Raw genomic sequence first — 26328 nt, 5'->3', positions numbered from 1 at the left:
CGCTATATCTTGCCCATCACATCTCGGGAAAAGACATGGCACGCCCCATTATCGGCATCATCGGAAATCACCATTTGATCAATGATCAATATGAGGTGCATGGCGGTGCATCGATGAATTCGGAGGCCATCGCCAGTGTCTCGGAGGCGCTGCCGCTGCTCATTCCCGCCGATCCGCGCTTTGTCAAAATCGAAGATTTGCTTGAGTCTTGTGACGGGTTTTTGTTCACGGGCGGGCGGCCCAATGTGCATCCCGAGGAATATGGCGAGGAAGAAACCGAAGCGCATGGTGCCTTTGACCGCGCCCGCGATGCGGTGGCTTTGCCGCTGATCCGCGCCTGTGTCGAGCGGGGCCAACCCATCTTTGGCGTGTGCCGCGGTTTCCAAGAGGTCAATGTCGCCATGGGCGGCAGCCTCTACCCTGAAATCCGCGATTTGCCGGGGCGGATGAACCACCGCATGCCACCAGATGGCACGCTTGAGGAGAAATTCGCGCTGCGCCATACGGTCAGCTTCACCGAAGGCGGCCCGTTCCACCGCCTGTTTGGCGCATCGCAAGTGATGACCAATACGCTGCATGGCCAAGGCATCAACCGCGCGGGCGCGCGGGTGGTGATCGACGGGCAGGCCCCTGATGGCACGCCCGAGGCGATCTTTATCAAGGATGCGCCCGGCTTTACGCTTTCGGTGCAATGGCACCCTGAATATCGCGCTGCCGAAGATCCCGTCTCGCGCCCCCTCTTTGCGGCTTTCGGGCTGGCGGCCAAAGCATGGGCCGCAGGCCGCCGCCCCGTCCCCGTGGCCGAGGTCGCTTGAACCTGTGATCAGGCTTGCGCCGCTTAGGTCGCGAGCGGGCCGCGCATTTGGCGGATGTGAATGCGCACCTTATCCCATGTGGCTGCCCGCCTAAGATCGCCCTTTTCGCGTGCGACACGGGCTTTTTGCGCCGCCTCGAATTCGGCCTGATCACCATGGGCGCTATAGAGTGCACTTGCATATGTCATGATGGAAGATGGTCCCATGATCGCCTCCCTTGGTTGGTGACTTGGGAAGGCCAGCATAGCACGGATCGCCACAATTTTCAGGGTTTTCTAGCCATATAGGCGGAGCATGGCCTGAAGCTCTTCGAATGTATTGGCTTGGTCTGCGGGTTTATCCTTGCGCCAGCGCAACATGCGCGGAAAGCGCAGGGCGACGCCAGATTTATGGCGGGGGCTGGATTGGATGCCCTCAAAGGCAATCTCGAAGACATGATGGGGGCGCACGGCGCGCACGGGGCCAAAGCGGTCGGTGGTGTTTTTGCGCACCCAAGCCGTGATCTCGCGGAACTCGGTATCGGTCAGGCCCGAATATGCTTTTGCAAAGGGGACCAGCTCATTGCCTTTCCACACGGCAAAGGTGAAATCGGTATAAAGCGTGGCGCGACGGCCTGAGCCTGCCTGCGCATAGATCATCACCGCATCAATGGTGAGCGGGTCGATCTTCCATTTCCACCAATCCCCCTTTTTGCGCCCCGCCAGATAGGGCGCATCAAGCCGTTTGAGCATCAACCCCTCCGCTCCGATCTCGCGTGAGCGGGCGCGCTCGACCGTCAGGCTCTGCCAATCGGGGGCGGCCAGATCGGCTGAGAGGCGCAGGGGCATGTCGGGCGGCACATAGTCCAAGGCTTGGCGCAGCAGGGCGCGGCGGTCGCGCAGCGGGCTTTGGCGGATATCTTGGCCCTGCCATTCCAGAAGGTCATAAGCCATCAGGATAACGGGGGCCTCGCTGAGCAGTTTCATGGACACCGTCTTGCGCCCGATGCGCGGTTGCAGGCGGGAAAAGGGCAAGGGGCGCTCCTCGGCAAAGGCCAGAACCTCGCCATCAATCACGGTGCCACTTGGCAGATGATCCTTGAGGCGGGCCAATTCAGGAAACCGCTCGGTCATCAGGTCTTCGCCGCGCGACCACAGAAAATGCGCGCCCTCTCGATGAATGAATTGCCCGCGTATGCCATCCCATTTCCGCTCGGCCAGCCAATCACTGGCGGGGCCAAGCGCCTCGGGCGGGTTTTCCAATTGATAGGCGAGATAGAAGGGGTAGGGCCGCGACAGGCCAGCGCTTGGGTCAGGCGCTTCGACCAAAGCGTGAAAGCTGATGCTATCGGGGTGCCAATCGCCCATCAGGCGGTGGGTCAATTCGGCCTCGTCGATATCGGTGGCCTGCGCCAAAGCGCGGGTCATCAATTTCTGGCTGACCCCCATACGCCAGCCACCCGTGATCAGCTTGTTAAAGACAAACCTCTCGGTCTGGCCAAGCCGATCCCAAGCTTCAAAAATCGTGGCCTTGCGTTCCTCCTCCTCGACCTTGTCCAAGCCGCGCAGACGGGCGATCCAAGCGCTGAGGCTTTCATCGCTGTCTTTCGTATTGGGGGGCAGGACCAGCGCGATGGTCTCGGACAGATCGCCCACCACGCGGTAGCTTTCCTCGAACAGCCATAGAGGGATGCCCGCGCGCTGGGCTGCCCATTCGCGCAGTTTCGTGCTGGTGATGGCGCGGCGGGGGCGGCGGCCCGACAAAAGCGCGATGGTCCAAAGCTTGTCAGGATCGGGTGCCTCGCGGAAATAGCTGGCCAGCGCATCGGTTTTCACGCGGGTCTTGGTGCTTTGATCAAGGGCTGTGAAAAGGGCTGCAAAGCGTTTCATTCTGCGCCCCCTGTCTGGGCGCTGGTATCCGCCTCAGGCTCAGCGATATCGAGGCTTTCGCCGCTGAATTCTGTCTCAACGATGCCTGCATCATACCCTTGTTCGCGCAGATAGGCCGAGAATTGGTTCACATAGCCATGGGTCACAAAAATGCGTTCTGCACCAGTGGCTTGGATAGCAGAGTTCAAGCCCGCCCAATCTGCATGATCCGAGATGATAAAGCCCCGATCTGCCGCCCGCCTGCGGCGCACGCCGCGCAATTGCATCCAGCCCGAGGCGAAGGCCGTCGAGGCCTGCCCAAAGCGCCGCATCCATGAAGACCCAAGCGCCGAAGGCGGGGCCATGACCAAAGCACCTGCATGGGCTTTGACGTCCAGATCAGGGGTCACTTGCAGCGTGTCGGGCAAAGCCAGCCCTTGGGCGCGGATCACTTGGTTGGTGGCCTCGATCGCGCCATGGGTCAGGATCGGGCCAATCGCAGGGTCGAGCAGGCGCAGCACGCGCTGCGCCTTGCCGAGCGCGTAGCACCCCAAGACCGAAAACCGCCCCGCCGCAGCATTTGCGGCCCACCACGCATTGATATCGCGCGCGAGCCTGTCCTGATCGGGCCAGTTGTAAATCGGTAGGCCAAAGGTGCTTTCGGTGATGAAGGCGTGGCAGGGCACGGGCTCGAAGGGTTCAGACAATCCGTCGTCGATGGTTTTGTAATCGCCTGAGGCCACCCAGACTTCACCCGCCACCTCCACCCTGATTTGGGCTGATCCAGGAACATGGCCTGCAGGGTGATAGCTTACGCGGGCATCCCCGATCTGGCGGGTCTCGCCATAGGCGATGGTCTCAAGCGCGATATCGCCCAAGCGGTGGCGCATGACAGGGGCGGCGGATTGGGTTGCCAGATAGGCACCATGGCCTGAGCGGGCGTGATCGGCATGGCCATGGGTGATCAGCGCGCGCTCCACGGGACGCCACGGATCGATATAGAAATCGCCCGCAGGGCAATAGATGCCACGCTTTGTGAATTGCAAAACCATTCAGCCCTCCATCGCCCAAACCTAGGGCGAGGAGAGGGGCAGGACTAGGGGTGGTTCCCCCTCATTCCTCAGCGGGGACCAAAAGCAGCTCGCCCGCGCTTTCAAGATCGCGGATCGCTGTGACAATGCGGGCCTGCGCGGCTTCGCCTTCTTCCACGCGCGGTGTGCCGCGCCCCTCGGCCTCCTCGCGCAATTGCTCGGCCATGCGTTTTGACATGTTCTCGAGCAGGAATTCGACCGAAAGCGGCGCGGTTTCCAGACCTGTGGCCAAGGCGGTGACCAAGCTGTCGCTCTCGACCTCACGGATGATTTTGGGCACATCCTTGGGATCAATGCGGCGCGGAATATGATCGAAGGTGAAGATCGCGCGGCGCACTTCTTCGCCAAAGAGCGCATCGCGGGCGATGATCCCTTCCAGCACGGCGTCGCGCGTAACGCCTGTGGCCGAGTTGAGGATCGCGCCGACGCGGTCCACATCGCTGGCCTTGAAGGCCGAGCGAGGGGTTGAGCGGATTTGGTTGAGCAGGGTCTCGCCAATGGTTTCAATGGTTTGCGGCGAGATCGTCGCGGTGAGCGAGACGGCATGGGCCACGGCAGGCGCGCGGTCCTCGGGCAAGGCCGCAAGCAGTTGCGCGGCCTTTGCCACCCCGATCTTGGAAAGCAGAATGGCGCAAATCTCGGCGCTTTCGCGGCTTAGGATCGGGCGCAGGGTCTCGGCCTCCATGGCGGCCAGTTGCGTCCATGGATCGGTGCCGTCATGCAGCGCGGCCTTCTCGCTCAGCGCTTCTTGGGCTTTGGCTGAGAGATGCGGCTCCAGCAGGGCCACGGCATCGGACAGGGCGCTTGGAAAGGTCAGGGCCATATTGTCGAGCGCTTCGGCAAATTCACGCACCACCGCACCAAGCGTGTCGCGGTTGATATGGCCCAGATTGGCCATGCTTTGGGTCAGCCGCTCTTGTTGTGCAGGGCTCAACCTGTCAATCGCGGGCGAGAGGCCCTGTGTCAGCAAAAGCCGCACGATCACGGCGGCCTTTTGCGAGGGCTGCAGCTTTTGCACATTCGGTTGCGGCGCCGCGTCAAGCACGGCGGCCGTGGTTGTTTCTAGATTACTCACCGTGCCACTCCTGACGCGATTGTTTCACTCCGCCTCAAAATGATGGGCAAGTGTTAATCAGAGGTTTCCGCGGCCACGGCCAATACAGACGATTTTAGCGGCAGGACACGCGGCTGCCATAGTCCAAATGAAAAAGGGCGACACATCGCTAGGTGATGGTCGCCCTTCGTTGTCAGTTTTTGCGGTTTATCTTACGCGCCAAAGACCCGCTTGAAGATCGTGTCCACATGTTTGGTGTGGTAGCCAAGGTCGAATTTCTCCTCGATCTCGGCAGGGCTAAGCGCGGCTGTCACCTCGTCGTCTTTAAGGAGTTCTTCTTTGAAATCAGCACCTTGCTCCCAGACCTTCATCGCATTGCGCTGCACGAGGCGATAGGCATCCTCACGCGAGGTGCCCGCTTGGGTCAGTGCCAGAAGAACGCGCTGCGACATGACCAGACCTTTGAACTGATTCATATTGCGCAGCATGTTTTCGGGATAGATCACCAGCTTTTCAACAACGCCTGCAAGGCGGTTCAGGGCGAAATCAAGCGTCACGGTCGCGTCAGGTGCGATGCTGCGCTCGACCGAGGAATGCGAGATATCGCGCTCATGCCAGAGAGCGACATTTTCCATCGCAGGGATGACCGACATGCGCACCAGACGGGCCAGACCTGTCAGGTTTTCGGTCAGCACGGGGTTGCGTTTATGCGGCATCGCCGATGAGCCTTTCTGACCTGCCGAGAAGAACTCCTCGGCCTCCAGAACCTCGGTGCGCTGCATATGGCGGATTTCAGTAGCGATATTCTCGATGCTGCTGGCGATCACACCGAGCGTGGCAAAGAACATTGCGTGTCGGTCACGCGGGATCACCTGGGTCGAGATCGGCTCGGGCTTGAGGCCCAGTTTCTCGCAGACATGCTCTTCCACGGCGGGGTCGATATTTGCGAAGGTGCCGACAGCCCCCGAGATCGCACCCGTGGCGATTTCGTCACGTGCATTCACAAGGCGTGCGCGCCCGCGATCCATCTCGGCATAGAAACGCGCGAAGGTCAGGCCCATGGTGGTGGGCTCGGCATGGATACCATGCGAGCGGCCGATGCGAACGGTGTCTTTATGCTCCAAGGCGCGGGTTTTCAGCGCGGCCAGAAGGCGGTCCATATCGGCCAGCAGAATATCGGCGGCGCGCACCAATTGCACATTCAGTGTGGTGTCCAGAACATCCGAGGAGGTCATGCCCTGATGCACGAAACGCGCATCCTCCGAGCCGATATGCTCGGCCAGATGGGTGAGGAAGGCGATGACGTCATGCTTGGTGACGGCTTCGATCTCGTCGATGCGGGCCACGTCAAACTCGACATCTTTGGCTTTCCAGACGGCTTCGGCATTTTCCTTGGGGATCACACCCAGATCAGCCTGTGCGTCGCAAGCATGGGCTTCGATTTCGTACCAGATGCGGAATTTGGTCTCGGGCGACCAGATGGCGACCATTTCGGGGCGAGAATAACGGGGGATCATGGGAGGTCGGACCTTGTTCTTTGGGACGTTGCGGGTTCTCATAAGGGGCGCGAGGCCAAGGAACAAGGGAGACAGGGAATTATGGGCCAATCTGCCCCGAATTTGGCGATCAGCTTGGCCGATCTGATCGGGGCTTGGCGGTTGAGCCGTGTGATCGAGGATCAGCGTGCGGGTATCACGGGGCGCTTTGAGGGGGAGTGTCACTGGCGTGAGGAGGGGTCACACATCTGGCAGGAGGAAAACGGTTTGCTGCATTACGGCACTGCCCCGCCGATGCGCGCCACACGGCGCTATCTTTGGCAGCAGCAGGGCGCAGCTTTGGCCGTGTTTTTCGAGGATGGCCGCCCGTTTCATACCCTATCCACCGATCAGACCCGCGACGCGCATTGGTGTGACCCCGATATGTATCATGTGAGCTATGATTTTAGCCAATGGCCCGAATGGCAAAGCGTTTGGAAGGTCACGGGGCCGCGCAAAGACGCGCTGATCACCAGCCGGTTTACACGTTAAAACAGGGGCGCGGCGTAGGGCGATCAGTCGGAATTTTCTGCCTTTTGGGCTTTGATCAAGCGATCTGCTTTTTTGCGGACCAAGACGCTGCGCAGGTCATGCATCGCGAGAAGAAGACGGTCGGTGATCGAGTCGAGCTCGTCCTCGGAGGCGCGGCTTTGGACCCATTGCGTGGTCAGATTGAGGTGGTCAATGGCGCGGTGGATATCATCAAGATCGCGCTCGGCCAGAATGGCGCGACGTTCCTCCATCCATTCGGCGATGACCTCGCGCTCGTCCTCGGTCAGGACATGATCCCCGTGAGGGCGAATATTTCCGTTGCGCACATTGATAACAGCGATCTCGGACATTTCGATCCGTCGCTGGCGGTTCTCTGTATCGACGCGGAACATAACGGCGCCGTTTTCACGAATACGGAAATAAAACTCGGGTAAATCTGTCATAACAGTGCGCGGTGTATTGAAAGCCGTGGCAGGCGTCCACTGTTTTCCTGCTCGGGGCGGAAGTGCTTGGGCGCAGCTGAGGTTTCTACCACGCTTGGCGCCACCTCAGATTGACTTCTGATTGACGCGGTTGGAGAGCGCCTGCGCTGTCTCGACCCGTTCAGAATAGCGATCAGTCAGGGCTGCGCGCCCGCGCGTCATATAGGTGAATTTCACCAATTCCTCCATCACATCGACGATCCGGTTGTAATAGGGCGATGCGTTCATGCGCCCCTCGTCGTCGAATTCGAGGAAAGCCTTGGCGACCGAGGATTGATTGGGGATTGTCACCATCCGCATCCAGCGGCCCAGAATGCGCATCTGGTTAACGGCATTGAAGCTCTGCGAGCCGCCACAGACCTGCATCAAAGCCAGTGTCTTTCCTTGCGTGGGCCGCATGCCGCCAAGCGACAGGGGAAGCCAGTCAATCTGCGCCTTCAGGATGCCTGTCATCGCGCCATGGCGTTCGGGGCTGGACCAGACCATTCCTTCGGACCACATCGCCAAATCGCGCAGCTCGGCCACTTTGGGATGGTCTGCGGGGGCAGCATCGGGCAAGGGCAGGCCTTCGGGGTTGAAGAAGCGCACCTCACAGCCAAAAGCTTCCAGAATGCGCGTGGCTTCTTCGGCGCAGAGCCGTGAGAAAGACCGTTCGCGCAGCGAGCCATAGAGCATCAATATCCGCGGCGCATGGCCATCATCGCCTTGGCCGATATACTCGGCAGGCTCGATTGGAAGCAGCGATGGCGCGTCGATATTTGGCAGGCTCATGAGGTATATCCCGTATTTCGTGAAATAGTGAAATAAAGAAGGAATATGGTTTCCACAAGGGCAAAACCGTATAGCCTTTTTATCTCAGGGGTCAGCTGCTTTGGCGCTGGCCTAAATTGCGCGCCTTTGCAGCCGCGCGCGCCAGAACCCACCGTGCGAGCTGTTCAAGGCCTATCCCTGTGCGGAACTCGAATTCCTCATAATGGAAGTTGCGCGCGGTCACGCCGTATCGCCGCAGCCCTGTTTTCAGGGCCTCACGCAAGCTGGCAGGCCCGCAAAAACCCAGTTTGGCCTCGGAAAGACGCGCGCCGATGGTCTGGAAGATCACCTCAGGCGTCAGTCTTTTGCCCTCAGAAGAGACAATAAGATGCAAGGTTAGATTTGGCTTTGATGCGGCCAATTCCTCGATCCGGTCCAGATGCGGTGCCAGCGCGCGCGAGCGGATGCAATAGAACAGATCAACGGGGGCGCTGTCGGCCTCAAGTGTTTCTGCCCAAGCTAAAATCGGGGTGATCCCGATACCCGCGGCAATCCAGATTTCGGGCTTATTGCCCTTGCGCTCGAACCGCCCGTATGGGCCTTGCAGGCGCAGCTCTTGGCCGATTTGCAAAGCGGGAAGAAGCTTGGTGGTGAAATCGCCCATTGGCTTGATGGTCACCCGCAAGCCGTGATCGGCGCGCGGGGCATCCGAGAAGCTGAAAGGATGCGCCTCGCCCATATTGGCGCCTGTAAAGCGGAAGACACCGAATTGCCCCGCCTTATGGCGCAGACCGCGCCCCAACGGGGCCAGCGTAATCGCGGTGGCATCGCCCGTCTGATCAAGCGCGGTGATGCGGTAGCCATGGGAGGGGCGCATCGTTTCGGGCAGCACTGTCCAAGCATAGGCAATCAGGCCTGCGATACAAAATGCACCTGTATAAAAGCCTGCGGGATCGGTCATCGCAAAAGGTTTCAGGATAAAAAAGAAATGGAATGTGCCTGCTGCAAACAACGCCCCCATCGCCTTATGGGTCCATTTCCACAGATGATAGGGGATGAAAGTCGCCACCGAGATCACGACGAGGATCAGCAGACCGTACAGGCTGATCTCTCCCAAGGTTTCGGCAAGATCGTTTAGAGCGGATTCCGCCCCCAGCCCGTCCATATCTGCATCAATCGTATCATGGACCAGAATGGCCAACATCGCGATGATGCCCGCCCATTTATGCAAAACGTACACGCGGTCCAAGCCGCCAAAGATCGTCTCGATCCCGCGCAGGCGGGTGGCCATGATCTGCCCCCAAGCCATCAAGATCAGGGCCGCCATGCCCAAATACTGGCTAAAAAGCGCGATCTTATCTGTCACATTCGGCAAGGCCGCGAGTTGGAGGATCGGAAAAAGCGTTGTCAGAGCAATAAGAGCGAGGCCGAAGAGGGACATTTTGATCCTTTAGATAGGAATTGCGTCGATTGGCGTTGCTATAAGACCTTTCAGCCTGGTCGCAATAAACCTTCCTCATAAATCCATCTGTTTGGCCTGCTTGCGGCGCGCATTCCTTGGGGCTTTGCTTGGCATTGCGCAGGTGTGCTGCAAAAATGCGCATCAAATGCTGGAAACTGCGCATTGAGGTAACTTCGCGCGCATGAGAGATTGGCACAAATCAAAAAGCAAAGATGAGTATTAAAATGAAATATGTTTCTCTTGGTCTTCGCGCGCTGCTGACCCTCGCATTTGTCGGGGCGGGTGGTGCAAAGCTCGCGGGCGTGGACATGATGGTTCAGACCTTTGACGCGATCGGGGCTGGTCAATGGTTCCGCTATGTGACGGGTCTGATCGAAGTGGGGGCCGCTGTGCTTCTCTGGGTTCCGGGAATGCAGGCGATTGGTGCGGCTGTTCTGGGCGGCACCATGGTTGGCGCGGTTCTGGCCCATCTGCTGATTTTGGGGCCATCGGCGGTTCCAGCGATGGTTCTGGGTCTGATCTGTGCTGCGGTTCTGTATATCTACCGCGATCAGGCTTTGGCGCTTTTGGGCAAATCAACCGCCGCTAGCTGATCTATTTCCAAAGCTGACATGAAAGGGCGGGCGCCGCAGAGGCGCCCGCCTTTTTTCTTAGCTCAATTCAGCGCAAAATGCCTGAATACGCTCGCAGGCTTTCTTGAGGTTCTCATCAGAAGTTGCGTAGCTGACACGGAAATTCGGGCTTAGGCCAAAAGCCCCACCAAAGACCACTGCCACGCCTTTTTCTTCCAGAAGGGCGCGGGCGAAATCCTCATCCGTTGCGATTTTCGTGCCTTCTGCGCTGGTTTTTCCGATGCAGCCCGCAACCGAAGGATAGACATAAAACGCGCCTTCGGGCTTGGGGCAGGTGATGCCTTCGGCCTCATTGAGCATATCCACCACCAGATCGCGGCGGCGTTTGAACATGGCGTTGTTTGGCTCAAGAAACTCCTGCGTGCCATTTAGCGCCTCTACGGCGGCCCATTGGCTGACCGAGCAAGGGTTCGAGGTGCTTTGCGACTGGATTTTGCGCATCGCCTTGATCAACTCCTCGGGGCCCGCGGCATAGCCGATGCGCCAGCCCGTCATCGCATAGGCTTTGGAGACGCCATTGCAGGTCAGGGTGCGGTCATAAAGGCCGGGCTCGATCTGAGCGGGGGTGGCAAACTCGAACCCGTCATAAACCAGATGCTCATACATATCATCGGTCATCACCCAGACATGGGGGTGGCGCATCAAGACATCTGTCAGTGCTTTCAGCTCCGCCGCCGAATAGGCCGCCCCTGTCGGGTTGGAGGGCGAGTTGAAGATGAACCATTTGGTTTTTGGCGTGATGGCGGCTTCAAGCGCTTCGGGCGAGAGCTTGAAATTCGTCTCGATGCCCGCCTCGACGGCCACAGGCTCACCGCCGGCCAGCAACACCATATCGGGGTAGCTCACCCAATAAGGCGCGGGGATGATCACCTCATCGCCGGGGTTCATCGTGGCCATCAACGCATTGTAAAGGATCTGCTTGCCACCCGTGCCCACGGTGACTTGTGCAGGGATGTAATCCAGCCCGTTATCGCGCTTGAGCTTGGCGCAGATCGCCTGCTTCAGCTCGGGAATGCCATCGACTGCCGTATATTTCGTTTTGCCTGCATCAATCGCCGCTTTTGCGGCTGCTTTGATGTTCTCGGGCGTGTCAAAATCAGGCTCACCGGCCCCAAGGCCAATCACATCCTTACCCTGCGCCTTCAGCTCGTTTGCAAGATTGGTGACAGCAATGGTGGGGGAAGGTTTAACACGTGCGAGGGTTTCAGACAGGAAGGGCATCGGGTCTCTCCGGGGTTGGTGGCCGGACCTGATGGAAGGGCCCAAATGGGCGGGCGGTCCGGTTTACATCGTTCGGGCCCATGCTTAGGGTCCGCGAGGCAGACGATCAAGCGACGAATCCACTCTCTCGTGTAGGAAATATGACGAAAAGCGCTGTTTCGCGCCGGAAAGGTTACACCATGACGGATGACATCATTACAGGCTCCGATATTCAGGACGGTTGGTATGACGAGGATACCGCGACCTTCGGGGATCGTTTGGCAGGCGCACGCGAGGCGGCTTCGCTGACACAAGCGGGACTGGCCCGTCGTTTGGGGGTGAAAACCACCACCGTCCGCGCATGGGAAAACGACATGAGCGAGCCGCGCGCCAATAAATTGCAAATGATGGCAGGTGTTTTGGGCGTCTCCATCATGTGGCTCTTGAACGGCAAGGGCGACGGGATCGACGCGCCTGTCGAGACCGCGCCGCTGACAGGGGATGTAAATTCCCTTATGGCGGAAATGCGCAGCCTGCGGGTCGAGCAAAACCGAATTGCCGAGGAAATGGGCCGGCTTGAAAAGCGCCTGCGCCTCGCTTTGGCCGAGAAGGTATAAAGAATGGCATCTGAGACCCGAGATATCCGGATCAAACGCTTGCGCATGCGGGCATGGCATCGCGGCATCAAGGAGATGGATATTCTGCTCGGGTCATGGGCTGATGCCAATCTGGCCGATGCGGATGATGCCACGCTGGACCTTGTCGAGACGATCATGGCCGAGGCGGATCATGACCTTTACCAATGGGTCTCGGGCCAGAAAGAACCACCCTCTGCCTATGCGGAATTTCTCTCGGGCCTGACCGCTTACGTCAAACCTGTCTGAGGGCAGGCGCGGGCCGAGGTCGCGGCCCCATGGTTCAAAAATTCTTATCCACAGCCCCCTGTTGTTAACTCAACATTAGGGAATTAACCCTCTTTTGGACGCGTTTATTGATCTTTTGATCGAAAGGCGCGTGCCGTGCAGACAGAGTCGAGATGTTATCCACCGTATCGGTGGCGCCCCGTGGCCCTGTTTTTGGGCTTGGTGTGGCTCTGTCTGATATGGATGAGTTTCGCGTTGCCCGCTTCTGCCCAATCCGTCTCCTGCCCGTCGGTGACGGGGACAAGCTCGAATGGTTCGGGCATTTATCAGCGTTTGGACGGAACATCTTGCACAGCAGGATCCGGTGGGGTGACCAGCAATCCGTCAGATGGCCACTTTTTTCAGGTCACTCGGATGAGTGGGCGTTATCAGATATATTTTGGGGCCGCGTCGCCGTCGGGCATGTCGGGGCTTGGCTTTTCCTGCGCGGGCGGAGTTTCAATCGCTTCAGGGCCCAGTCTTTACGGGGCGGTTGGCATTGTGCAGATCAACAGCTCAGCCGATATTCATGAATGTACCTTGAGCTACACGATCGGTGGCACCGATACCCGCAACATCCCTGTCCAGATTTCTGCCCCCTCGGGCGCGGCGATCACCATGCAAGCCACCAGCTTTAACCTTGGCGGCACGCCTCCTGATAGCACTGCACCTGCCTTGGTCTCGGCCAGCCTGTCGCCAACACCAGCGGGGCGCGGCACCGAGGTGGTGGCCAGCGCCAGCTTCGATGAAGACCTCGCCGCTACCCCGCAAATGAGCTTGCAAGGCCAAGCCATGGTTGTGACGGGCAGTGGCACGGATTGGACGGGCCGTGTGACGCTGTCCGAGACATCCTTTTCAGATGGGGCCGCTGCGCTGAGTATCGCAGGCGTGGTCGACGCGGCGGGCAATGCCGCGGATACCATCGCCTCGGCGGCCAGTATGAGCATTGATGTGACAGGCCCCAGCCTCACAGCCGCCACGCTGACCCCTTCGGTGATTGGCGCGGGCGGGCAGGCGGTCGTCACGCTCACCTATGATGAGGCGCTTGTCTCCGCCCCGAGTGTCAGTTTGCAGGGCCAAGCCATGGCTGTCACAGGCAGCGGCACGGATTGGAGCGCGCAGGTCTTAGTCTCGGCACCCGATTTCTCGGATGGTGCGGCCAGCTTGTCGGTCTCGGGCGGGCAAGATGCGCTTGGCAATCCCACCAGTTTGGGCGTTGCGCTGCCATCTGCCACGCTTGATCTGACCGCGCCGCAGGGCAGTGCTGTCCTATCCCAAAATCTGGCGCGCGCGGGTGAGACGGTGACGCTGACGCTGGGTTTTTCCGAAGGGTTGGCAGCGGCCCCGACCGTCACCATTGGCGGTGAGGCGGCCAGTGTTTCTGCAAATGGCGGAGGGTATGACGCAAGCCTCGTGATCCCGAACAGTCTTGCTGATGGACCAGCGACGATCTTGATCACGGCGCAGGATGCGGCTGGCAATGACGCTGTATTTGCCTCCCTCCCGAGCCTGACCATTGATAGCAGCGCGCCAAGCGTCACGGCGGCGTCACTGACGCCTTCGCTTGGCCGCGCGGGCCAAGAGATCGTGGCGCAGCTGAGCTATTCCGAGGCTTTGACCAGCGCGCCGAGCTTCACCCTTGGCAATGTGGCAATGGTGCTAAGCGGGAGCGGCACAAGCTGGCAAGGCCGCGTCACTTTGAGCGAGGCCGAGTTCTCAGATGGCCCTGCGCAATTTGCAGCAACAGGCGGGGCGGATGCGGCTGGCAATACCGTGCCTGATTATACGGGCGACAGCGTCACCGTTGATTTCACGTCCCCCAACCTCTCGATTGATGCGATCCCCGCAACGCTTTCGGGGACGTTGACCCTGAGCATCCGAGCGGATGAAGCGGTCACAGGGCTTGGCTTGGATGATTTTACCGTCATGGGGCCTGTCAGTCTTTCAAATCTCACTGGCGGGCCAACGCTGTTTAGTGCCGTGCTGACACCCTCGGCAGATGGTGCATTTTCAGTCGGGATCGCGTCAGGTGCCGCGCAGGATACGGCGGGAAATATTTCTGGTGCGGTTTCAGCGGTGTCGGGATCGGTTGATATCTCGGCGCCACGCGCCCTTTCGATCACCCGCAGCGCGCCGCTGTCCGAGATCACAAATGCCGATACGCTGACTTGGCAGGTGGGTTTCAGTGAAACGGTCTCGCAAATCTCGGGCGATGATTTCACCCTGACGGGACGCACAGCAGCCCTTGCCGTGTCTGCCTCCAGCGGGGCGGGCGTGTTTGTCACCGCCTCGGGCGGGAATTTGGCGGATGGCTCGGGCACCGTCTCGCTTGGCTTTGCAAGCGGGCAGGATATTGTGGATGCTGCTGGCAATGCATTGGACACAAACAGCCTTTCGACGCCTGCGCAAAGCTATTCCCTCGACAATACCGCCCCTGAGGTCACTTCTGTCAGCGTGACCCCCGCCAATGCAGGGCTTGGCCAAACCGTGACCGCAGCGCTAACCCTGTCCGAGGATTTGGCGCAGCCCCCCGTGCTGCGATTGCAGGGCCAAGAGATGACGCTTACGGGCGGGCCGAGAAGCTATACAGGCCAGATCATTGTCGGCAATCCGCTTTCAACTGGCTTTGCAGCCTTGAGCATCACCGGCGGCGCGGATGCGGCGGGCAATGCGTTGGTGGTTTCGGCGGGTTTGCCAAGCATCGATATCGATACCGAGGCCCCATCGCCACGGCTTGAGGCGATCACGCCCTCCCCGACCAATGCGGCGCAGATCGTGCTGGAGGTAGATTTTGGCGAAGCAGTCACAGGGTTTGAGGTTAGCGATGTCACGGCTGTGCTCGGGTCTGCCAGTTTGCCTGTGACGGTCGCTCCCTTAAGTGGTGAGCGGTATCGGCTGACCCTTGATATGGCGGGCGCGGGGGGCGCAACGGGCAGCGTTTCGGTCTCCATCGCGGCGGGAGCGGCCCAAGATCTAGCGGGCAACTCCAGTGGGGCAAGCGCTGTGGCAAGCCTGTCCTATGACGCGCAACCGCCTGAGGTGAGCCTGTCATCCGCCACGCTTGCCAGTTTTGCAACGGGCCTGCTGGAGGCGCGGATTGGCGTCAGCGAACCTGTGGAGGGCCTGTTGGCGGCGGCCTCCTCGCTGGTGATCACCAATGGTACGATTGAGGGATCGAGCCTTGCAAATGCGCAAGAATTGATCCTGACGATCCGACCGAACTCAAGCGGGCAGGTCACGCTTGCGGTGCCGTCGGGCTGGGTGTCCGACGCCCTTGGCAACCCGTCCACCAGCACGCCGAGCCTCTCGCGCAGTTACGAGCCTGACTTGAGCGCGCCGCAGGTTGTCTCCTTCCTCAGGGCAGGTGGCGCGCCCGCTGTGACCAATGCCGATACTCTGACATGGCGGATTACCTTCTCCGAAGAGATCACGGGGCTCACGGCCAATGATTTCACCCTGACCCCCGCAATCGCTACGCTTTCGCTGTCAGGCCAAGGGGCGGATTGGGCCGAGGTCACGGCTTCGGGGGGCAGCTTTGCCAATTATAACGGCACGCTGGGGATCGCTTTGCGGTCGGGGGCTGGCCTTACTGATCTGGCGGGAAATGGCGTGACGGGCCCCGCCACAGGCGAAAGCTATGAGTTGGACAATACCGCGCCCGCGCTTGTCTCGGTCAGTTTGACCACAGGCCCTGTCAGGCAGGGTGATCTTGTGCGTGCGACGCTGAGTTTCTCGGAAAACCTCTCAGCCCCGCCTGTGCTGCGATTGGGCGGGGTGGCAATGTCGGTCAGTGGCTCGGGGTTGCAATTCACGGGCGAGCTGACAATCGGGGCCAGTGCGCCCAATGCGGGCAGCGCCGCTTTGAGCATCGAGGCGGTGAGCGATCTTCTGGGGCAAAGTGCCAACCTCTTTTCCAATCTCCCAAGCATCGAGATTGACCGCAGCGCGCCTGTGGCAAATTTCGGCGCAATGCCTGCCGAGGTAACAGGGCCCTTTGATCTGACCCTTGGCTTTACTGAGAGCGTCACGGGGTTGGAGGTGGCTGATTTCGATTTGACCAATCTCCAGCTCACGAGCCTTTCTGGCGCGGGGCAGAGCTATACCCTGTCGCTTGCGCCGATCACTTCGGGCCCCGTCGCGGTGGCGTTGCGCGGGGATGCCGTGCAGGACGCGGCTGGCAATGCCAACCCTGCGGGGGCAAGTGAAAGTTCGAGTGCAGATTTGACGGGGCCGAGCGTGACGCTGAGCGGTGTCGCCAGTTTCCCAGGTCAGCCCTATAGCGTAACTATAGCCTTCGCCGCACCCGTGACGGGCTTGGAGATATCCGATTTCGATGTGAGCGCTGCGCAAGTAAACGGTCTGAGCGGGTCGGGCGCGGATTACACGCTGACAGTGACGCCGTCTGATTACGCGCATGACGTTTCGCTGCGCCAAGGGGCGGCGGTTGATCAGGCGGGGCGGGCCTCATTGGCCTCGAACACGCTCGCCAATACGCCCGATGGCACGCAACCAAGCGCCAGTTTCACAGCCCCTGCGCAGGCTTTGGCACCTGATCAAAGCCATTCGATCGACTTGAGTTTTAGCGAGGCGGTTGAGGGGCTTGGACTTGACGATTTCACAAGCACCAATGGCACGCTCGACGGGGTAAGTGGCGCAGGCACAAGCTGGAGCGTGGCCTTCACGCCAGATGGTGCGGGTGATCTGGTATTGACGCTACTGGCAGGGGCCGCACGCGATGTTTCGGGCGAGCCGAGCCAGACCGCATCGCTCACCGTTTCGATGACAGGGCAGAGCCAGACATCATCAGGCGAGACGCAAGGCGGAGGCACATCATCTTCAAGCTCGGAAAGCGAGGGCAATGAGACAAGCCCCGAAACGGAAACCACAGATAGCGGGGCGGGCACGACCACCAACTCTGCCCCGCCCGCGCAGAGCACGCCATCCCCAAGCGGTCAGATGGTCTCGGATTTCATGCAATTTAGAACGCGCTCATTCGTGCAGATGCAGCCCAATGTGACGCCATTTTTGCAAAATACGGCCACGGGCGTGTTCCGTGCCAATGTCAGGCAAGGGCTCGGCACGCTTGATTTTGCGACAGCAGGGCGGGGGCCTGTTTGGGCGACCTTGCAAGGTGTCCTATCCGAGGATGATCAAAGCTCATCGGATTTTGTATTGGCCGCCTTCGGCACGCATCGTCCCGTTCTGGATCGTGGAATTCTGGGCGTCATGCTGCAATTTGATCATGCCGAGACCGTCACAAATACGGGCGCGGTTGCGACGGGGCGGGGTTGGATGGCGGGCCCCTATTTCGCCACAAGCCTGCGCGACCAACCCCTCTATCTCAGCGGACGGCTGCTCTATGGCCAATCCGATAACACGCTGTCCCCGACAGGGGCATTCCGCGACAGTTTTGATGGTACCCGCTGGCTGGCCATGCTGGCCTTGCAGGGCAGGGCAGAGCTTGGGACGACTGCCCTGATCCCGCGGCTTGGATTTAGCCAGTTTATCGATCAGCAAGAGGCCTATATCGACGGGTTCGGCGCGATGGTTCCTGATCAGGAGATCACCCAGACCGAGGTCGATCTGGGTCTGTCCTTGGAGCATGGTTTCGAGATGCGGCAGGGAAATTTGACTATTGAATGGGGCGCATCGGGGATATGGACCTCCCTTGAGGCCAATGGGGCCGCGACCCTTTATCTCGCTGACCGCGAAGGCGGGCGCGCACGGCTCAATCTGGGGGCCTCCTATCAATCCGATGGTGGGCTCTCGGCGCGCGTGATGACCACGCTGGATGGTCTGGGCGCGCGGCGTGACTTCCGCGCCTATGGGCTTGAGGCCTCGATCCAATTCGAATTTTAGCGAATTCGCGGGAAAGGGGCGGGCCGCTTTAACCCAATCTTGGGGTTTCTCCGTCATCGCTTGTTGCAGCAGCAATGCGGAGATCAGGATGAGTATGAACGCCCCAATCAAGGATGTGACGCGGCATGATTTCGTGTCGAATTATCTGGAATCCCTATCCATGGTGGAGCGGCTTCATCGTCTCCTTCTGGATGTGATCAAGGATGAATTCGAACGGCTTGGCCATTTGGATTTGAACTCGGTTCAGGCGCTTTTGCTGTTCAATATTGGCGATCACGAGGTCACGGCGGGCGAATTGAAATCGCGCGGATATTATCAGGGCTCGAACGTGTCCTATAATCTCAAGAAACTGGTGGATTTGGGCTATATGCACCATCAACGCTGCGAGATTGACCGCCGCTCAGTGCGCGTAAGGCTGACCGAAAAGGGCCGCGAAGTGCGAGACGTAGTGCGTGAGCTTTTCGCGCGTCATGCGCAGGGTCTGGCGGAAAAGGGGTTCTGGGCCCCGATGGTGTGGGCCAGATCAACCATTCGCTCAAACGGCTGGAGCGCTATTGGACCGATCAAATCCGCTATATCTATTAAGGCAGGGTCAGCCTTCAGTGCCTGCCGCAATCGGGGCCAAGTTATAACCCGCCTCGGCCAAACTGGGGATCACCTGATTATCGAGCACACGGCTCGTGATCGGCCCTCGGAAATGGTACACCACAACCCCTTCATCATTAACAAAGAAGGTCTCGGGCATCGCAACAACCCCCCAATCGCGTCCGTTTCGTGCCTCAAGGTCTTGGCCGATCCGGTCATAGGGATTGCCAAGTTCCTCAAGGAAGGACAGCGCCTGATTGGTTTGATCGCGGTAATTCACCCCGAAAAGCGGGTTTCCAGCTTCGGCCAATGCGGTGAGCGTCGGGTGCTCGGCCCGACAGGGTGGGCACCATGACGCAAAGAAATTGACGATGACCAGCCCATTGCCTTCGAGATCCGCGCGGGACAGCAGATCGGTATCGCCCAATTGCGTCAATTCCAGCGGTGGGGCATCGCGGCCCTCTCGGGTTGAGGGCAGGGCTTGGGTATCCACACCTTGCTGCAGGCCGGATTGATTATTCATCAATTGCACGCCCGCAATGCCGAAAAACCCCAGCGTTACAATCAGCGGGACCATCATCAGCCAATTTATTTTCATGAGGATTTGCCCCGCCGCGCTTCGACCTCGGCCAGCGCTTGGCGCACGCGGCGCGCTTTCCAGACCGATCCTGCCACAAGGGCCACCAGCAAAAAGATGGTGCCCGCATAGGCCGAGAGAACTTCGGCTGCATATTGTCCCAAATCCGGCATCACGCCATCCTTTCCTGCGCGATCAAAGCCTGCAAACGGCGGGCGCGAATTTCGGTGCGTGTGCGGTAAAGAACCAATGCCACAAACATCAGCCCAAAGCCGATAATGCACAACCATAGCGGATAGGCGAAGACATCGGCCACATTTTCCTCGGCATCCATCGACAGCGACGCGCCTTGATGCAGGCCTTGGTTCCAGAACAAGATGGCATAGCGCGAAATCACCGCGAAGACGGTGCCCACAAGGCAGAGCACGGCTGTCAGATCGGCGGCGGAATCGGGGTTATCGATCGCCTCCCAAAGCGCGATATAGCCAAGATAGAACAGGAACAGCACAAGAAAGGCCGTCAATCTCGGGTCCCATTCCCACCACGTGCCCCACATCGGCTGGCCCCAAACAGCGCCCGTATAAAGCCCGATCAGGGTGAAAATCATGCCCACTGGTGCGGCCGCTTTGGCGGCCAGCGCGCTGACATGATGGCGGCGGATAACCCAGATCAGCGAGGCCACAAGCATCATGAACCACGCGCTTGATCCCATGATCGCGGCGGGGACATGGATATAGATGATTTTGACGGTGGAGCCTTGGCGGAAATCATTGGGCGTGAAGAAAAAGCCCCAAACCAGCCCGACCACCACGCAAATAGCGGCCAAACCCGCCACCCAAGGCAGCAGTTTGCCCGAGACGGACATGAATTTCCGAGGATTTGCATATTCCCACATCGACATGAGCGCGAACCTAACTAGGCTTGAAGGGGCAAACAAGATGTCATGGGCCGCATGCTCTAGCGCAGATTGACGCGGAGCGCGCTTGCTGCCGCAAAGGGCAGCGCCGCGATACTGATCAGCGTAATCCCCCCCAGCATCGCCAAAGGTGTCAACGCATCCGCGCCTTGCGCGCCGCGCGTAACAACAAGTGCGCCAAACAGCAGTGTAGGCACGTAAAGCGGCAGCACCAGAAGCGAGAGCAGCAATCCCCCCCGTCTGATCCCCACGGTCAGTGCTGCGCCGAATGTGCCGATGGCCGACAGCGCGGGCGTGCCCGCCAGCAGCGAGGCAATCAGCCAAAGGTATCCGTCTGAGGGCAGGTTCAGCAAAATGCCCAGAACGGGGGCCAGTGCCACCAGCGGCAGGCCCGTTGTCAGCCAATGCGCCAGCGCCTTGATCGCGGCGACGCCCTCCAGCGGCAAAGGCGAGGTTGCCAAGAGATCAAGCGAGCCATCCTCCCAATCCAGCTGGAACACACGGTCAAGCGAGAGGAGGCAGGCCAAAAGCGCACCGATCCACAGGATGCCAGGCGCGATTTGCGACAGGATGCCTGTTTCGGGGCCAACGCCGAAGGGCACCAATACAGTCACGATCAGGAAGAAGGCCAGCGCAAGGCCAAAGCCGCCGCCTGCCTTGATCGCCAAGGCGAGATCGCGTTTGAGAAGCCCGATCATAAAAACCCCTCGCCTGCGAAAGGGTCATTATCGGCCAGTTTTTTGGCGATGAAGGGCGTGACATCCAAGCTGCGCGCATTGGGAAGCCCGAGATCGATATGGGTGGCGATCAGCGCCGCGCCGCCCTCGGCGAGGTGGGTTTTCACCGCATTGGCAAAGCGTGCGACATTCTCGGTATCAAGCGAAACGGTGGGTTCATCCAGACACCAGACAGGCCGCCCCGTGACCAGAAGGCGCGCAAGGCTCAGGCGGCGTTTCTGGCCCGCGCTCATTTCGCCCGCGCGCCGTGTCAGCAAAGGGGCAAGGTCAAAAGCCGCGACCGCCTTATCGATGGAACGGGTGCCAAACACCTCGGCCCAGAACCGCAAATTCGCTTCGACGCTAAGCTGTGATTTGATCCCGTCGGCATGGCCTGCATAAGCGATGCTCTCTGGCTCGGCCTCGATCTGCCCTGCCAGCGGCTCGGCAAGACCTGCGATTGCGCGCAAAAGGGTTGTCTTGCCCGAGCCGTTCGGCCCGCGCAGCACCAGCGCCTCGCCCGCGTTGAGCGCGAAATTCACCCCGGCCAGAACCTGAACCGAGCCGCGCGCGCATGAAAGATTGTGAACTGCCAGCCTCATTTCATCATGGCTAGCCGATTGCACCTGCCTTGGAAAGCGCCGATGATGGGCGGTGAGGGGTGCTTTTTTCGGGCCTGCGACACTATACAGTATGCAATTGCATACAAAAAATGCCATCTGCCCCTTGAACGACTCTCGCCATGATGGCAAAGGCATGTCCAACACCAACCCGTTTCCACTGGATTGAGGGAGGCACACATGCCCATCACCGTCGGCCATGATACGTCCAACACGCGCAAAACGCTCAAAGTTGGCAATAAATCTTACGCCTATTACTCCATTGCTGCTGCTGAAGCCGCAGGTCTTGGCGATTTCTCGCGCCTGCCCGCCGCGCTGAAAGTTGTTCTTGAGAACATGCTTCGCTTCGAAGATGGCAAGACCGTTTCGGTCGATGACATCAAAGCGTTCTCGGAATGGGCAGAGAAGGGTGGCAATAACCCGCGCGAGATCGCCTATCGCCCCGCGCGCGTTTTGCTTCAGGATTTCACAGGCGTTCCCGCCGTGGTCGATCTGGCCGCGATGCGCGATGCGCTGATGTCGCTTGGTGGCGATGCCCAGAAGATCAACCCGCTCAACCCTGTTGATCTGGTCATCGACCACTCGGTCATGATTGACGAGTTCGGCAATCCACGCGCCTTCCAGATGAATGTGGACCGCGAATATGAGCGCAACATGGAGCGCTATACCTTCCTTAAATGGGGTCAAAACGCGTTCAACAATTTCCGCGTTGTTCCCCCCGGAACGGGCATTTGCCATCAGGTGAACCTTGAATATCTTGCCAAGACCGTTTGGTCCGACACGGACCAAAATGGCGATATGGTTGCCTATCCCGATACGCTGGTCGGCACCGATAGCCACACAACCATGGTCAATGGCGCAGCCGTTCTTGGTTGGGGTGTTGGCGGGATCGAGGCCGAGGCCGCGATGCTGGGTCAGCCGATCTCGATGCTGATCCCCGAAGTGGTTGGCTTCAAGCTTACAGGCGCGATGATGGAAGGCACCACGGGCACCGACCTCGTGCTGAAAGTGGTCGAGATGCTGCGCGAAAAAGGCGTGGTTGGCAAATTCGTTGAATTCTATGGCCCCGGCCTTGATACGCTGCCTTTGGCGGATCGTGCGACCATCGCCAATATGGCCCCTGAATATGGCGCGACCTGTGGCTTCTTCCCGATCGATGGTGAGACGCTGCGCTATCTGCGCAATACGGGCCGCGAAGAAGACACCGTGGCCTTGGTCGAGGCCTATGCCAAAGAGAACGGGTTCTGGCGCGGTGCCGATTATGAGCCTGTTTATACCGACACGCTGAGCCTTGATATGGGCTCCATCGTGCCTGCAATCTCGGGCCCCAAACGCCCACAGGATTACGTGGCGCTGACGGGTGCGAAGCAGGATTTCGCCAAGCAGATGGAAGAGACTTTCAAACGCCCATTGGGCAAGGAAGTGGCCGTTGCGGGTGAAGATTACACGATGGAATCGGGTAAGGTTGTGATCGCCTCGATCACGTCCTGCACCAATACATCCAACCCTTACGTTATGATCGGCGCGGGCCTTGTGGCGCGCAAAGCGGCCGCTTTGGGCCTGAACCGCAAGCCTTGGGTCAAGACATCGCTGGCCCCTGGTAGCCAAGTGGTCAGCGCCTATCTGGAAGCCGCGGGCCTGCAGGAAGACCTTGATAAGGTTGGCTTTAACCTTGTTGGCTATGGCTGCACGACCTGTATCGGTAACTCTGGCCCATTGCAGAAAGAGATCTCCGAGGCGATTTCTGAGGGCGATCTGGTGGCCACGGCTGTTTTGTCGGGCAACCGCAATTTCGAGGGCCGTATCAGCCCCGATGTGCGCGCCAACTACCTCGCTTCGCCGCCGCTGGTTGTGGCCTATGCGCTGGCAGGCACGATGGATATCAACCTTGCCACCGACCCGATTGCACAGACGCCAGATGGCAAGGATGTCTATCTCAAGGATATCTGGCCCACCACGCAAGAAGTCGCGGAGATGGTCGAGCAGACCGTCACCCGTGAGGCCTTCCTGACCAAATATGCCGATGTCTTCAAAGGCGATGAGAAATGGCAGGGCGTTGAGACCACCGAACAGCAGACCTATGACTGGCCTGCCGCCTCGACCTATGTTCAGAACCCGCCTTATTTCCAAGGCATGACGATGGACACCAAGCAGATCGAGAATGTGGAAGGCGCGAAAGTGCTGGCCCTTCTGGGCGATATGATCACCACCGATCATATCAGCCCCGCAGGCTCCTTCAAGGATACCACACCCGCAGGCCAATACCTGCTGGAGCGTCAGGTTTCCCCGCGTGAATTCAACTCCTACGGATCGCGCCGTGGCAATCACGAGATCATGATGCGCGGCACTTTCGCCAATATCCGCATCAAGAACGAGATGCTGGACGGGGTCGAGGGTGGCTATACCAAAGGCCCTGATGGATCGCAGATGTCGATCTATGACGCCTCGATGGCCTATCAGGCCGAGGGCACGCCATTGGTCATCTTCGGTGGTGAGCAATATGGCGCGGGCTCTAGCCGTGACTGGGCGGCCAAGGGCACAGCGCTTTTGGGTGTGAAAGCGGTCATCGCCGAGAGCTTTGAGCGTATCCACCGCTCCAACCTCGTTGGCATGGGCGTTATCCCGTTTGAATTCACGGGCGGCGACAGCCGTAAATCGCTCGGCCTGACGGGCGAGGAAACGGTCTCGATCAAAGGGCTTGATACGGTCACTCCATTGGCCGAAGTGCCTTGTGAGATCACCTACCCTGATGGAGCGGTCAAAACGATCACGCTGAAATGCCGGATCGATACAGCCGTCGAGATCGAATATATCGAAAACGGTGGCGTGCTGCATTACGTGCTGCGCAATCTGGCCCGCGCCGCCTGATATCATCGGAAAATTCCAAGGAAAGCCCCGCAATTTTGCGGGGCTTTTTTTGTTTTCCCTATCATCGATATCGCAAGGCTTTTTTCTTCCCTCTCAAAGGCTTGGAAATTTTCTGCCCCAAGCTTGAATTGGAGAGCGCCAGACCTACCGTATACCATAGTATGGAGAGGCCCACTGGCTTGGGCTTGGGTTTCATCTGATCGAGGGGGAAGATCAATGAGCGATCCAGATCAACCTGGAAACGGTTTTGACGTCAGTAAATATGTGCGGTCGCAAACGGGGTTGCGGCAGCTGAAATCAACATTGCCAGAACATTCGGTGGAACAGCTTGCGCGTGAAGTGCTCAGGCGTCTGGCAAGTCATAGCGGCGAGACGGTGTCTTTCGCGCCGCCCAAGGATGAAATCGAGCATCTGTGCAACGCGCTGCTATCGGAGAATGACAATGCGGGCGCCGAGTTCATTCAGGACCTGCGCAGCGAGGGTGTGTCGATTGAAACCGCCTATCTGGTCTATCTTGCAGGTGCCGCGCGCCTGCTCGGGGAATGGTGGGAGAGTGACAAGGTTTCCTTTACCGCTGTGACGCTTGGCACCTCGCGGATGTATGGAATTATGCGCGCGCTCAGGCATCAATTCGGGGCGGCCCGCGCTGCCGTGAAACGCTCGGCGGTGTTTGTCTCGGTGCCGGGCGAGACCCATGTTCTGGGCGTGCGCATGGCCGCAGACCTGTTTCGCAAGGAAGGCTGGGAGATCGATTTGATCATCGATAAATCCCATGATGAGCTGGTCGATGAGGTCAGCCAGTCACGCGCGATCATCATCGGCATCTCGGCGGGCGGCGAGCATGCCGTTGAAGCCTTGTCAAAACTGATGATCGCCCTGCGGATCAGCAACCCGAATGCGTGGATATTTGTCAGCGGTAATATCGTTGATGAGGCGCGCGATGCGATCGAGTTGATGGATCCCGATGGCATGGTGACCACGATTGAGGATGCCAAGAAAATCCTGAACGGCATTTGGGACGGGTCCGAGCCGGTTTGAGCGCGTCAGGGGTCCTCTGAAAAGGCGACTTCGATGATCTGGGCCTGTTTCGTTGCAAGCTGCCAAAGCTGTCTTGGCGCTTGGTTGATCTCGCTCGTGCCGCGTTTGAGTTTTCGCCATGTTTTACGCCATCCCTTGGGGCGGATGGCCTTGCCCAAAGGCGCGATGTCGGAATTGTAATCATAGGCGCGCTGCGTGGCCATGGCGGGCACGATGATGCTGGCAGCCAATGCGCGCCGAATGGGCGAGACCGTGTCGTTGAACAGGAAATGGTCAATCGGCACACGCATCTTGCCGCGTTGTGACAGGGCCAATTCCGCTCCGCGCCGCGACAGGATATAAGCCCCACCGCCCACATGACGCGACCGCATCGGATGGATGCAGCGGCCCGATGGCGTCTGACCAATAGACGGGGCCAGCAGCAGGCGCGACACGCCTTCATTGAATTTCTCCAACTTCACGGCATGGGTGCCCTCAGGGATCCACGCGGTCGAGGCCAAGACCTGCGCCAAATCTTGTGCGAGAAAGATATCATCTTCGAGAAACAGCGCATGGGTCGCCTCGCTGGCCAAAAAGGCCTCCCAAGCTTGCGTATGGCTGACGGTGCAGGCCCGATCCCCCAAACCCAACCGCCCCAAAGGGCCGTTTTCCGCGATGGTCTTAGCGATCTCGGCCTCATCCACGCTTTGCGCATCACAGGCGCTATGGCGGATAAACGCGACGCCGCGCTCGGACAGATGTGCTTCAATCCGCTCCAACCTGTCGGGGCGGCGGTCAAGATTGATGACATAGCAGGGAATGGTCTGGGGCATGCTCGGCTCACGCGGTTTGATGAGGCCATCTGTCATGAAAGGCGGGGTTGGGGCAAGCCTTGGCGGGGGGTGCTT

24 protein-coding genes and 1 pseudogene are annotated in these 26328 nt (G+C 59.3%); 9 read left to right on the top strand and 16 right to left on the bottom strand.

All coding sequences use genetic code 11. From position 1 onward, the window contains the following. The first annotated feature begins 35 nt into the window (after positions 1-35). Entirely contained in the window at positions 36-815 is a 780-nt protein-coding gene (locus ACTYEO_RS09440; protein ID WP_449323488.1) for a gamma-glutamyl-gamma-aminobutyrate hydrolase family protein, read from the top strand. A gap of 23 nt (positions 816-838) precedes the next feature. Here ACTYEO_RS09440 and ACTYEO_RS09435 read toward each other — a convergent pair whose 3' ends face one another. The 5 genes from ACTYEO_RS09435 to purB form a co-directional block, all read right to left on the bottom strand. Further along, complete coding sequence (locus tag ACTYEO_RS09435) at positions 839-1021, bottom strand: hypothetical protein (protein WP_449323487.1); 183 nt, start codon at positions 1019-1021, stop codon at positions 839-841. A 69-nt stretch (positions 1022-1090) separates the two neighbouring features. Beyond that, entirely contained in the window at positions 1091-2683 is a 1593-nt protein-coding gene (locus ACTYEO_RS09430; protein WP_449323486.1) for an ATP-dependent DNA ligase, read from the bottom strand. Next, entirely contained in the window at positions 2680-3714 is a 1035-nt protein-coding gene (locus tag ACTYEO_RS09425; RefSeq protein ID WP_449323485.1) for a ligase-associated DNA damage response exonuclease, read from the bottom strand. The genes ACTYEO_RS09430 and ACTYEO_RS09425 overlap by 4 nt, the downstream gene beginning before the upstream one ends. A gap of 61 nt (positions 3715-3775) precedes the next feature. Then, positions 3776-4828: a FliG C-terminal domain-containing protein gene (locus tag ACTYEO_RS09420; RefSeq protein WP_449323484.1), complete on the bottom strand. Its 1053-nt coding sequence runs from the start codon at positions 4826-4828 to the stop codon at positions 3776-3778. Positions 4829-5019: 191 nt separating this feature from the next. Continuing rightward, positions 5020-6324 (bottom strand): adenylosuccinate lyase, encoded by a 1305-nt coding sequence (purB, locus tag ACTYEO_RS09415; RefSeq protein ID WP_449323483.1) that lies wholly within the window; start codon positions 6322-6324, stop codon positions 5020-5022. Positions 6325-6405: 81 nt separating this feature from the next. Here purB and ACTYEO_RS09410 point away from each other — a divergent pair, with 81 nt between their 5' ends. Next, the gene (locus ACTYEO_RS09410; protein WP_449323482.1) at positions 6406-6834 is read left to right on the top strand and encodes a DUF6314 family protein; all 429 of its coding nucleotides are present in this window, start codon (positions 6406-6408) and stop codon (positions 6832-6834) included. 23 nt (positions 6835-6857) lie between these two features. Here ACTYEO_RS09410 and ACTYEO_RS09405 read toward each other — a convergent pair whose 3' ends face one another. The 3 genes from ACTYEO_RS09405 to ACTYEO_RS09395 all read right to left on the bottom strand — a co-directional run bounded on the left by ACTYEO_RS09405 (position 6858) and on the right by ACTYEO_RS09395 (position 9507). Next, on the bottom strand, positions 6858-7277 hold the full coding sequence (locus ACTYEO_RS09405; protein ID WP_449323481.1) for a hypothetical protein: 420 nt from the start codon (positions 7275-7277) through the stop codon (positions 6858-6860). A gap of 105 nt (positions 7278-7382) precedes the next feature. Then, positions 7383-8087 carry an arsenical resistance protein ArsH gene (gene arsH, locus ACTYEO_RS09400; protein WP_449323480.1) on the bottom strand — a complete coding sequence of 235 codons (705 nt, stop codon included), beginning with the start codon at positions 8085-8087 and terminating at the stop codon, positions 7383-7385. 91 nt (positions 8088-8178) lie between these two features. Further along, entirely contained in the window at positions 8179-9507 is a 1329-nt protein-coding gene (locus tag ACTYEO_RS09395) for a ferredoxin reductase family protein (protein ID WP_449323479.1), read from the bottom strand. Between the two features lie 245 nt (positions 9508-9752). Here ACTYEO_RS09395 and ACTYEO_RS09390 point away from each other — a divergent pair, with 245 nt between their 5' ends. Further along, positions 9753-10121 (top strand): DoxX family protein, encoded by a 369-nt coding sequence (locus ACTYEO_RS09390; RefSeq protein WP_449323478.1) that lies wholly within the window; start codon positions 9753-9755, stop codon positions 10119-10121. A 57-nt stretch (positions 10122-10178) separates the two neighbouring features. Here the strand turns inward: ACTYEO_RS09390 and ACTYEO_RS09385 are convergent, their stop codons facing one another. Further along, positions 10179-11381, bottom strand: coding sequence for a pyridoxal phosphate-dependent aminotransferase (locus ACTYEO_RS09385; protein WP_449323477.1), 1203 nt, complete (start codon positions 11379-11381; stop codon positions 10179-10181). 179 nt (positions 11382-11560) lie between these two features. On the opposite strand from ACTYEO_RS09385, the gene ACTYEO_RS09380 reads away from it, so the two are divergent. Beyond that, entirely contained in the window at positions 11561-11977 is a 417-nt protein-coding gene (locus ACTYEO_RS09380; RefSeq protein ID WP_449323476.1) for a helix-turn-helix domain-containing protein, read from the top strand. Positions 11978-11980: 3 nt separating this feature from the next. Further along, positions 11981-12244, top strand: coding sequence for an FAD assembly factor SdhE (locus ACTYEO_RS09375; protein ID WP_449323475.1), 264 nt, complete (start codon positions 11981-11983; stop codon positions 12242-12244). 155 nt (positions 12245-12399) lie between these two features. Here ACTYEO_RS09375 and ACTYEO_RS09370 read toward each other — a convergent pair whose 3' ends face one another. Beyond that, positions 12400-12546 carry a hypothetical protein gene (locus tag ACTYEO_RS09370; RefSeq protein ID WP_449323474.1) on the bottom strand — a complete coding sequence of 49 codons (147 nt, stop codon included), beginning with the start codon at positions 12544-12546 and terminating at the stop codon, positions 12400-12402. Between the two features lie 91 nt (positions 12547-12637). Here ACTYEO_RS09370 and ACTYEO_RS09365 point away from each other — a divergent pair, with 91 nt between their 5' ends. After that, positions 12638-18121 carry an Ig-like domain-containing protein gene (locus ACTYEO_RS09365; RefSeq protein WP_449323473.1) on the top strand — a complete coding sequence of 1828 codons (5484 nt, stop codon included), beginning with the start codon at positions 12638-12640 and terminating at the stop codon, positions 18119-18121. An 88-nt stretch (positions 18122-18209) separates the two neighbouring features. Next, positions 18210-18706, top strand: a pseudogene (locus tag ACTYEO_RS09360) (MarR family winged helix-turn-helix transcriptional regulator). A gap of 7 nt (positions 18707-18713) precedes the next feature. On the opposite strand, the gene ACTYEO_RS09355 reads toward ACTYEO_RS09360, so the two are convergent. The 5 genes from ACTYEO_RS09355 to ccmA are packed head-to-tail and all read right to left on the bottom strand — an operon-like array spanning position 18714 to position 21517. After that, the gene (locus ACTYEO_RS09355) at positions 18714-19304 is read right to left on the bottom strand and encodes a DsbE family thiol:disulfide interchange protein (RefSeq protein ID WP_449323472.1); all 591 of its coding nucleotides are present in this window, start codon (positions 19302-19304) and stop codon (positions 18714-18716) included. Then, positions 19301-19456: a heme exporter protein CcmD gene (gene ccmD, locus ACTYEO_RS09350; RefSeq protein ID WP_449323471.1), complete on the bottom strand. Its 156-nt coding sequence runs from the start codon at positions 19454-19456 to the stop codon at positions 19301-19303. Before ccmD ends, ACTYEO_RS09355 begins: the two co-directional genes overlap by 4 nt. Then, a complete protein-coding gene (locus ACTYEO_RS09345; RefSeq protein ID WP_449323470.1) occupies positions 19456-20184 on the bottom strand; it encodes a heme ABC transporter permease in 729 nt (242 codons plus the stop codon). The genes ccmD and ACTYEO_RS09345 overlap by 1 nt, the downstream gene beginning before the upstream one ends. A 56-nt stretch (positions 20185-20240) precedes the next feature. Beyond that, a complete protein-coding gene (gene ccmB, locus ACTYEO_RS09340; protein ID WP_449323469.1) occupies positions 20241-20897 on the bottom strand; it encodes a heme exporter protein CcmB in 657 nt (218 codons plus the stop codon). Further along, on the bottom strand, positions 20894-21517 hold the full coding sequence (gene ccmA, locus ACTYEO_RS09335) for a heme ABC exporter ATP-binding protein CcmA (RefSeq protein ID WP_449323468.1): 624 nt from the start codon (positions 21515-21517) through the stop codon (positions 20894-20896). Before ccmA ends, ccmB begins: the two co-directional genes overlap by 4 nt. Before the next feature lie 198 nt (positions 21518-21715). Here ccmA and acnA point away from each other — a divergent pair, with 198 nt between their 5' ends. Together acnA and ACTYEO_RS09325 are read left to right on the top strand one after the other, a co-directional pair. Further along, positions 21716-24403: an aconitate hydratase AcnA gene (gene acnA, locus ACTYEO_RS09330; RefSeq protein WP_449323467.1), complete on the top strand. Its 2688-nt coding sequence runs from the start codon at positions 21716-21718 to the stop codon at positions 24401-24403. A gap of 216 nt (positions 24404-24619) precedes the next feature. Next, complete coding sequence (locus ACTYEO_RS09325; RefSeq protein ID WP_449323466.1) at positions 24620-25441, top strand: cobalamin B12-binding domain-containing protein; 822 nt, start codon at positions 24620-24622, stop codon at positions 25439-25441. Positions 25442-25446: 5 nt separating this feature from the next. Here the strand turns inward: ACTYEO_RS09325 and ACTYEO_RS09320 are convergent, their stop codons facing one another. Then, entirely contained in the window at positions 25447-26289 is an 843-nt protein-coding gene (locus ACTYEO_RS09320; RefSeq protein ID WP_449323465.1) for a glycosyltransferase family 25 protein, read from the bottom strand. Positions 26290-26328: the final 39 nt, after the last annotated feature.

Source organism: Rhodophyticola sp. SM2404 (assembly GCF_053570515.1).
Note: the sequence above shows the minus strand (reverse complement) of the source record. Positions and strands in the feature narration are given on the sequence as shown.

What these genes read in the sequence shown, in the direction of transcription:
- ACTYEO_RS09440 (WP_449323488.1), top strand. Translation starts at nt 36, where the DNA reads ATGGCACGCCCCATTATCGGCATCATCGGAAATCACCATTTGATCAAT.
- ACTYEO_RS09435 (WP_449323487.1), bottom strand. Translation starts at nt 1,021, where the DNA reads ATGGGACCATCTTCCATCATGACATATGCAAGTGCACTCTATAGCGCC.
- ACTYEO_RS09430 (WP_449323486.1), bottom strand. Translation starts at nt 2,683, where the DNA reads ATGAAACGCTTTGCAGCCCTTTTCACAGCCCTTGATCAAAGCACCAAG.
- ACTYEO_RS09425 (WP_449323485.1), bottom strand. Translation starts at nt 3,714, where the DNA reads ATGGTTTTGCAATTCACAAAGCGTGGCATCTATTGCCCTGCGGGCGAT.
- purB (WP_449323483.1), bottom strand. Translation starts at nt 6,324, where the DNA reads ATGATCCCCCGTTATTCTCGCCCCGAAATGGTCGCCATCTGGTCGCCC.
- ACTYEO_RS09410 (WP_449323482.1), top strand. Translation starts at nt 6,406, where the DNA reads ATGGGCCAATCTGCCCCGAATTTGGCGATCAGCTTGGCCGATCTGATC.
- ACTYEO_RS09405 (WP_449323481.1), bottom strand. Translation starts at nt 7,277, where the DNA reads ATGACAGATTTACCCGAGTTTTATTTCCGTATTCGTGAAAACGGCGCC.
- arsH (WP_449323480.1), bottom strand. Translation starts at nt 8,087, where the DNA reads ATGAGCCTGCCAAATATCGACGCGCCATCGCTGCTTCCAATCGAGCCT.
- ACTYEO_RS09395 (WP_449323479.1), bottom strand. Translation starts at nt 9,507, where the DNA reads ATGTCCCTCTTCGGCCTCGCTCTTATTGCTCTGACAACGCTTTTTCCG.
- ACTYEO_RS09390 (WP_449323478.1), top strand. Translation starts at nt 9,753, where the DNA reads ATGAAATATGTTTCTCTTGGTCTTCGCGCGCTGCTGACCCTCGCATTT.
- ACTYEO_RS09385 (WP_449323477.1), bottom strand. Translation starts at nt 11,381, where the DNA reads ATGCCCTTCCTGTCTGAAACCCTCGCACGTGTTAAACCTTCCCCCACC.
- ACTYEO_RS09380 (WP_449323476.1), top strand. Translation starts at nt 11,561, where the DNA reads ATGACGGATGACATCATTACAGGCTCCGATATTCAGGACGGTTGGTAT.
- ACTYEO_RS09375 (WP_449323475.1), top strand. Translation starts at nt 11,981, where the DNA reads ATGGCATCTGAGACCCGAGATATCCGGATCAAACGCTTGCGCATGCGG.
- ACTYEO_RS09370 (WP_449323474.1), bottom strand. Translation starts at nt 12,546, where the DNA reads ATGCCCGAACCATTCGAGCTTGTCCCCGTCACCGACGGGCAGGAGACG.
- ACTYEO_RS09365 (WP_449323473.1), top strand. Translation starts at nt 12,638, where the DNA reads ATGAGTGGGCGTTATCAGATATATTTTGGGGCCGCGTCGCCGTCGGGC.
- ACTYEO_RS09355 (WP_449323472.1), bottom strand. Translation starts at nt 19,304, where the DNA reads ATGAAAATAAATTGGCTGATGATGGTCCCGCTGATTGTAACGCTGGGG.
- ccmD (WP_449323471.1), bottom strand. Translation starts at nt 19,456, where the DNA reads ATGCCGGATTTGGGACAATATGCAGCCGAAGTTCTCTCGGCCTATGCG.
- ACTYEO_RS09345 (WP_449323470.1), bottom strand. Translation starts at nt 20,184, where the DNA reads ATGTCGATGTGGGAATATGCAAATCCTCGGAAATTCATGTCCGTCTCG.
- ccmB (WP_449323469.1), bottom strand. Translation starts at nt 20,897, where the DNA reads ATGATCGGGCTTCTCAAACGCGATCTCGCCTTGGCGATCAAGGCAGGC.
- ccmA (WP_449323468.1), bottom strand. Translation starts at nt 21,517, where the DNA reads ATGAGGCTGGCAGTTCACAATCTTTCATGCGCGCGCGGCTCGGTTCAG.
- acnA (WP_449323467.1), top strand. Translation starts at nt 21,716, where the DNA reads ATGCCCATCACCGTCGGCCATGATACGTCCAACACGCGCAAAACGCTC.
- ACTYEO_RS09325 (WP_449323466.1), top strand. Translation starts at nt 24,620, where the DNA reads ATGAGCGATCCAGATCAACCTGGAAACGGTTTTGACGTCAGTAAATAT.
- ACTYEO_RS09320 (WP_449323465.1), bottom strand. Translation starts at nt 26,289, where the DNA reads ATGACAGATGGCCTCATCAAACCGCGTGAGCCGAGCATGCCCCAGACC.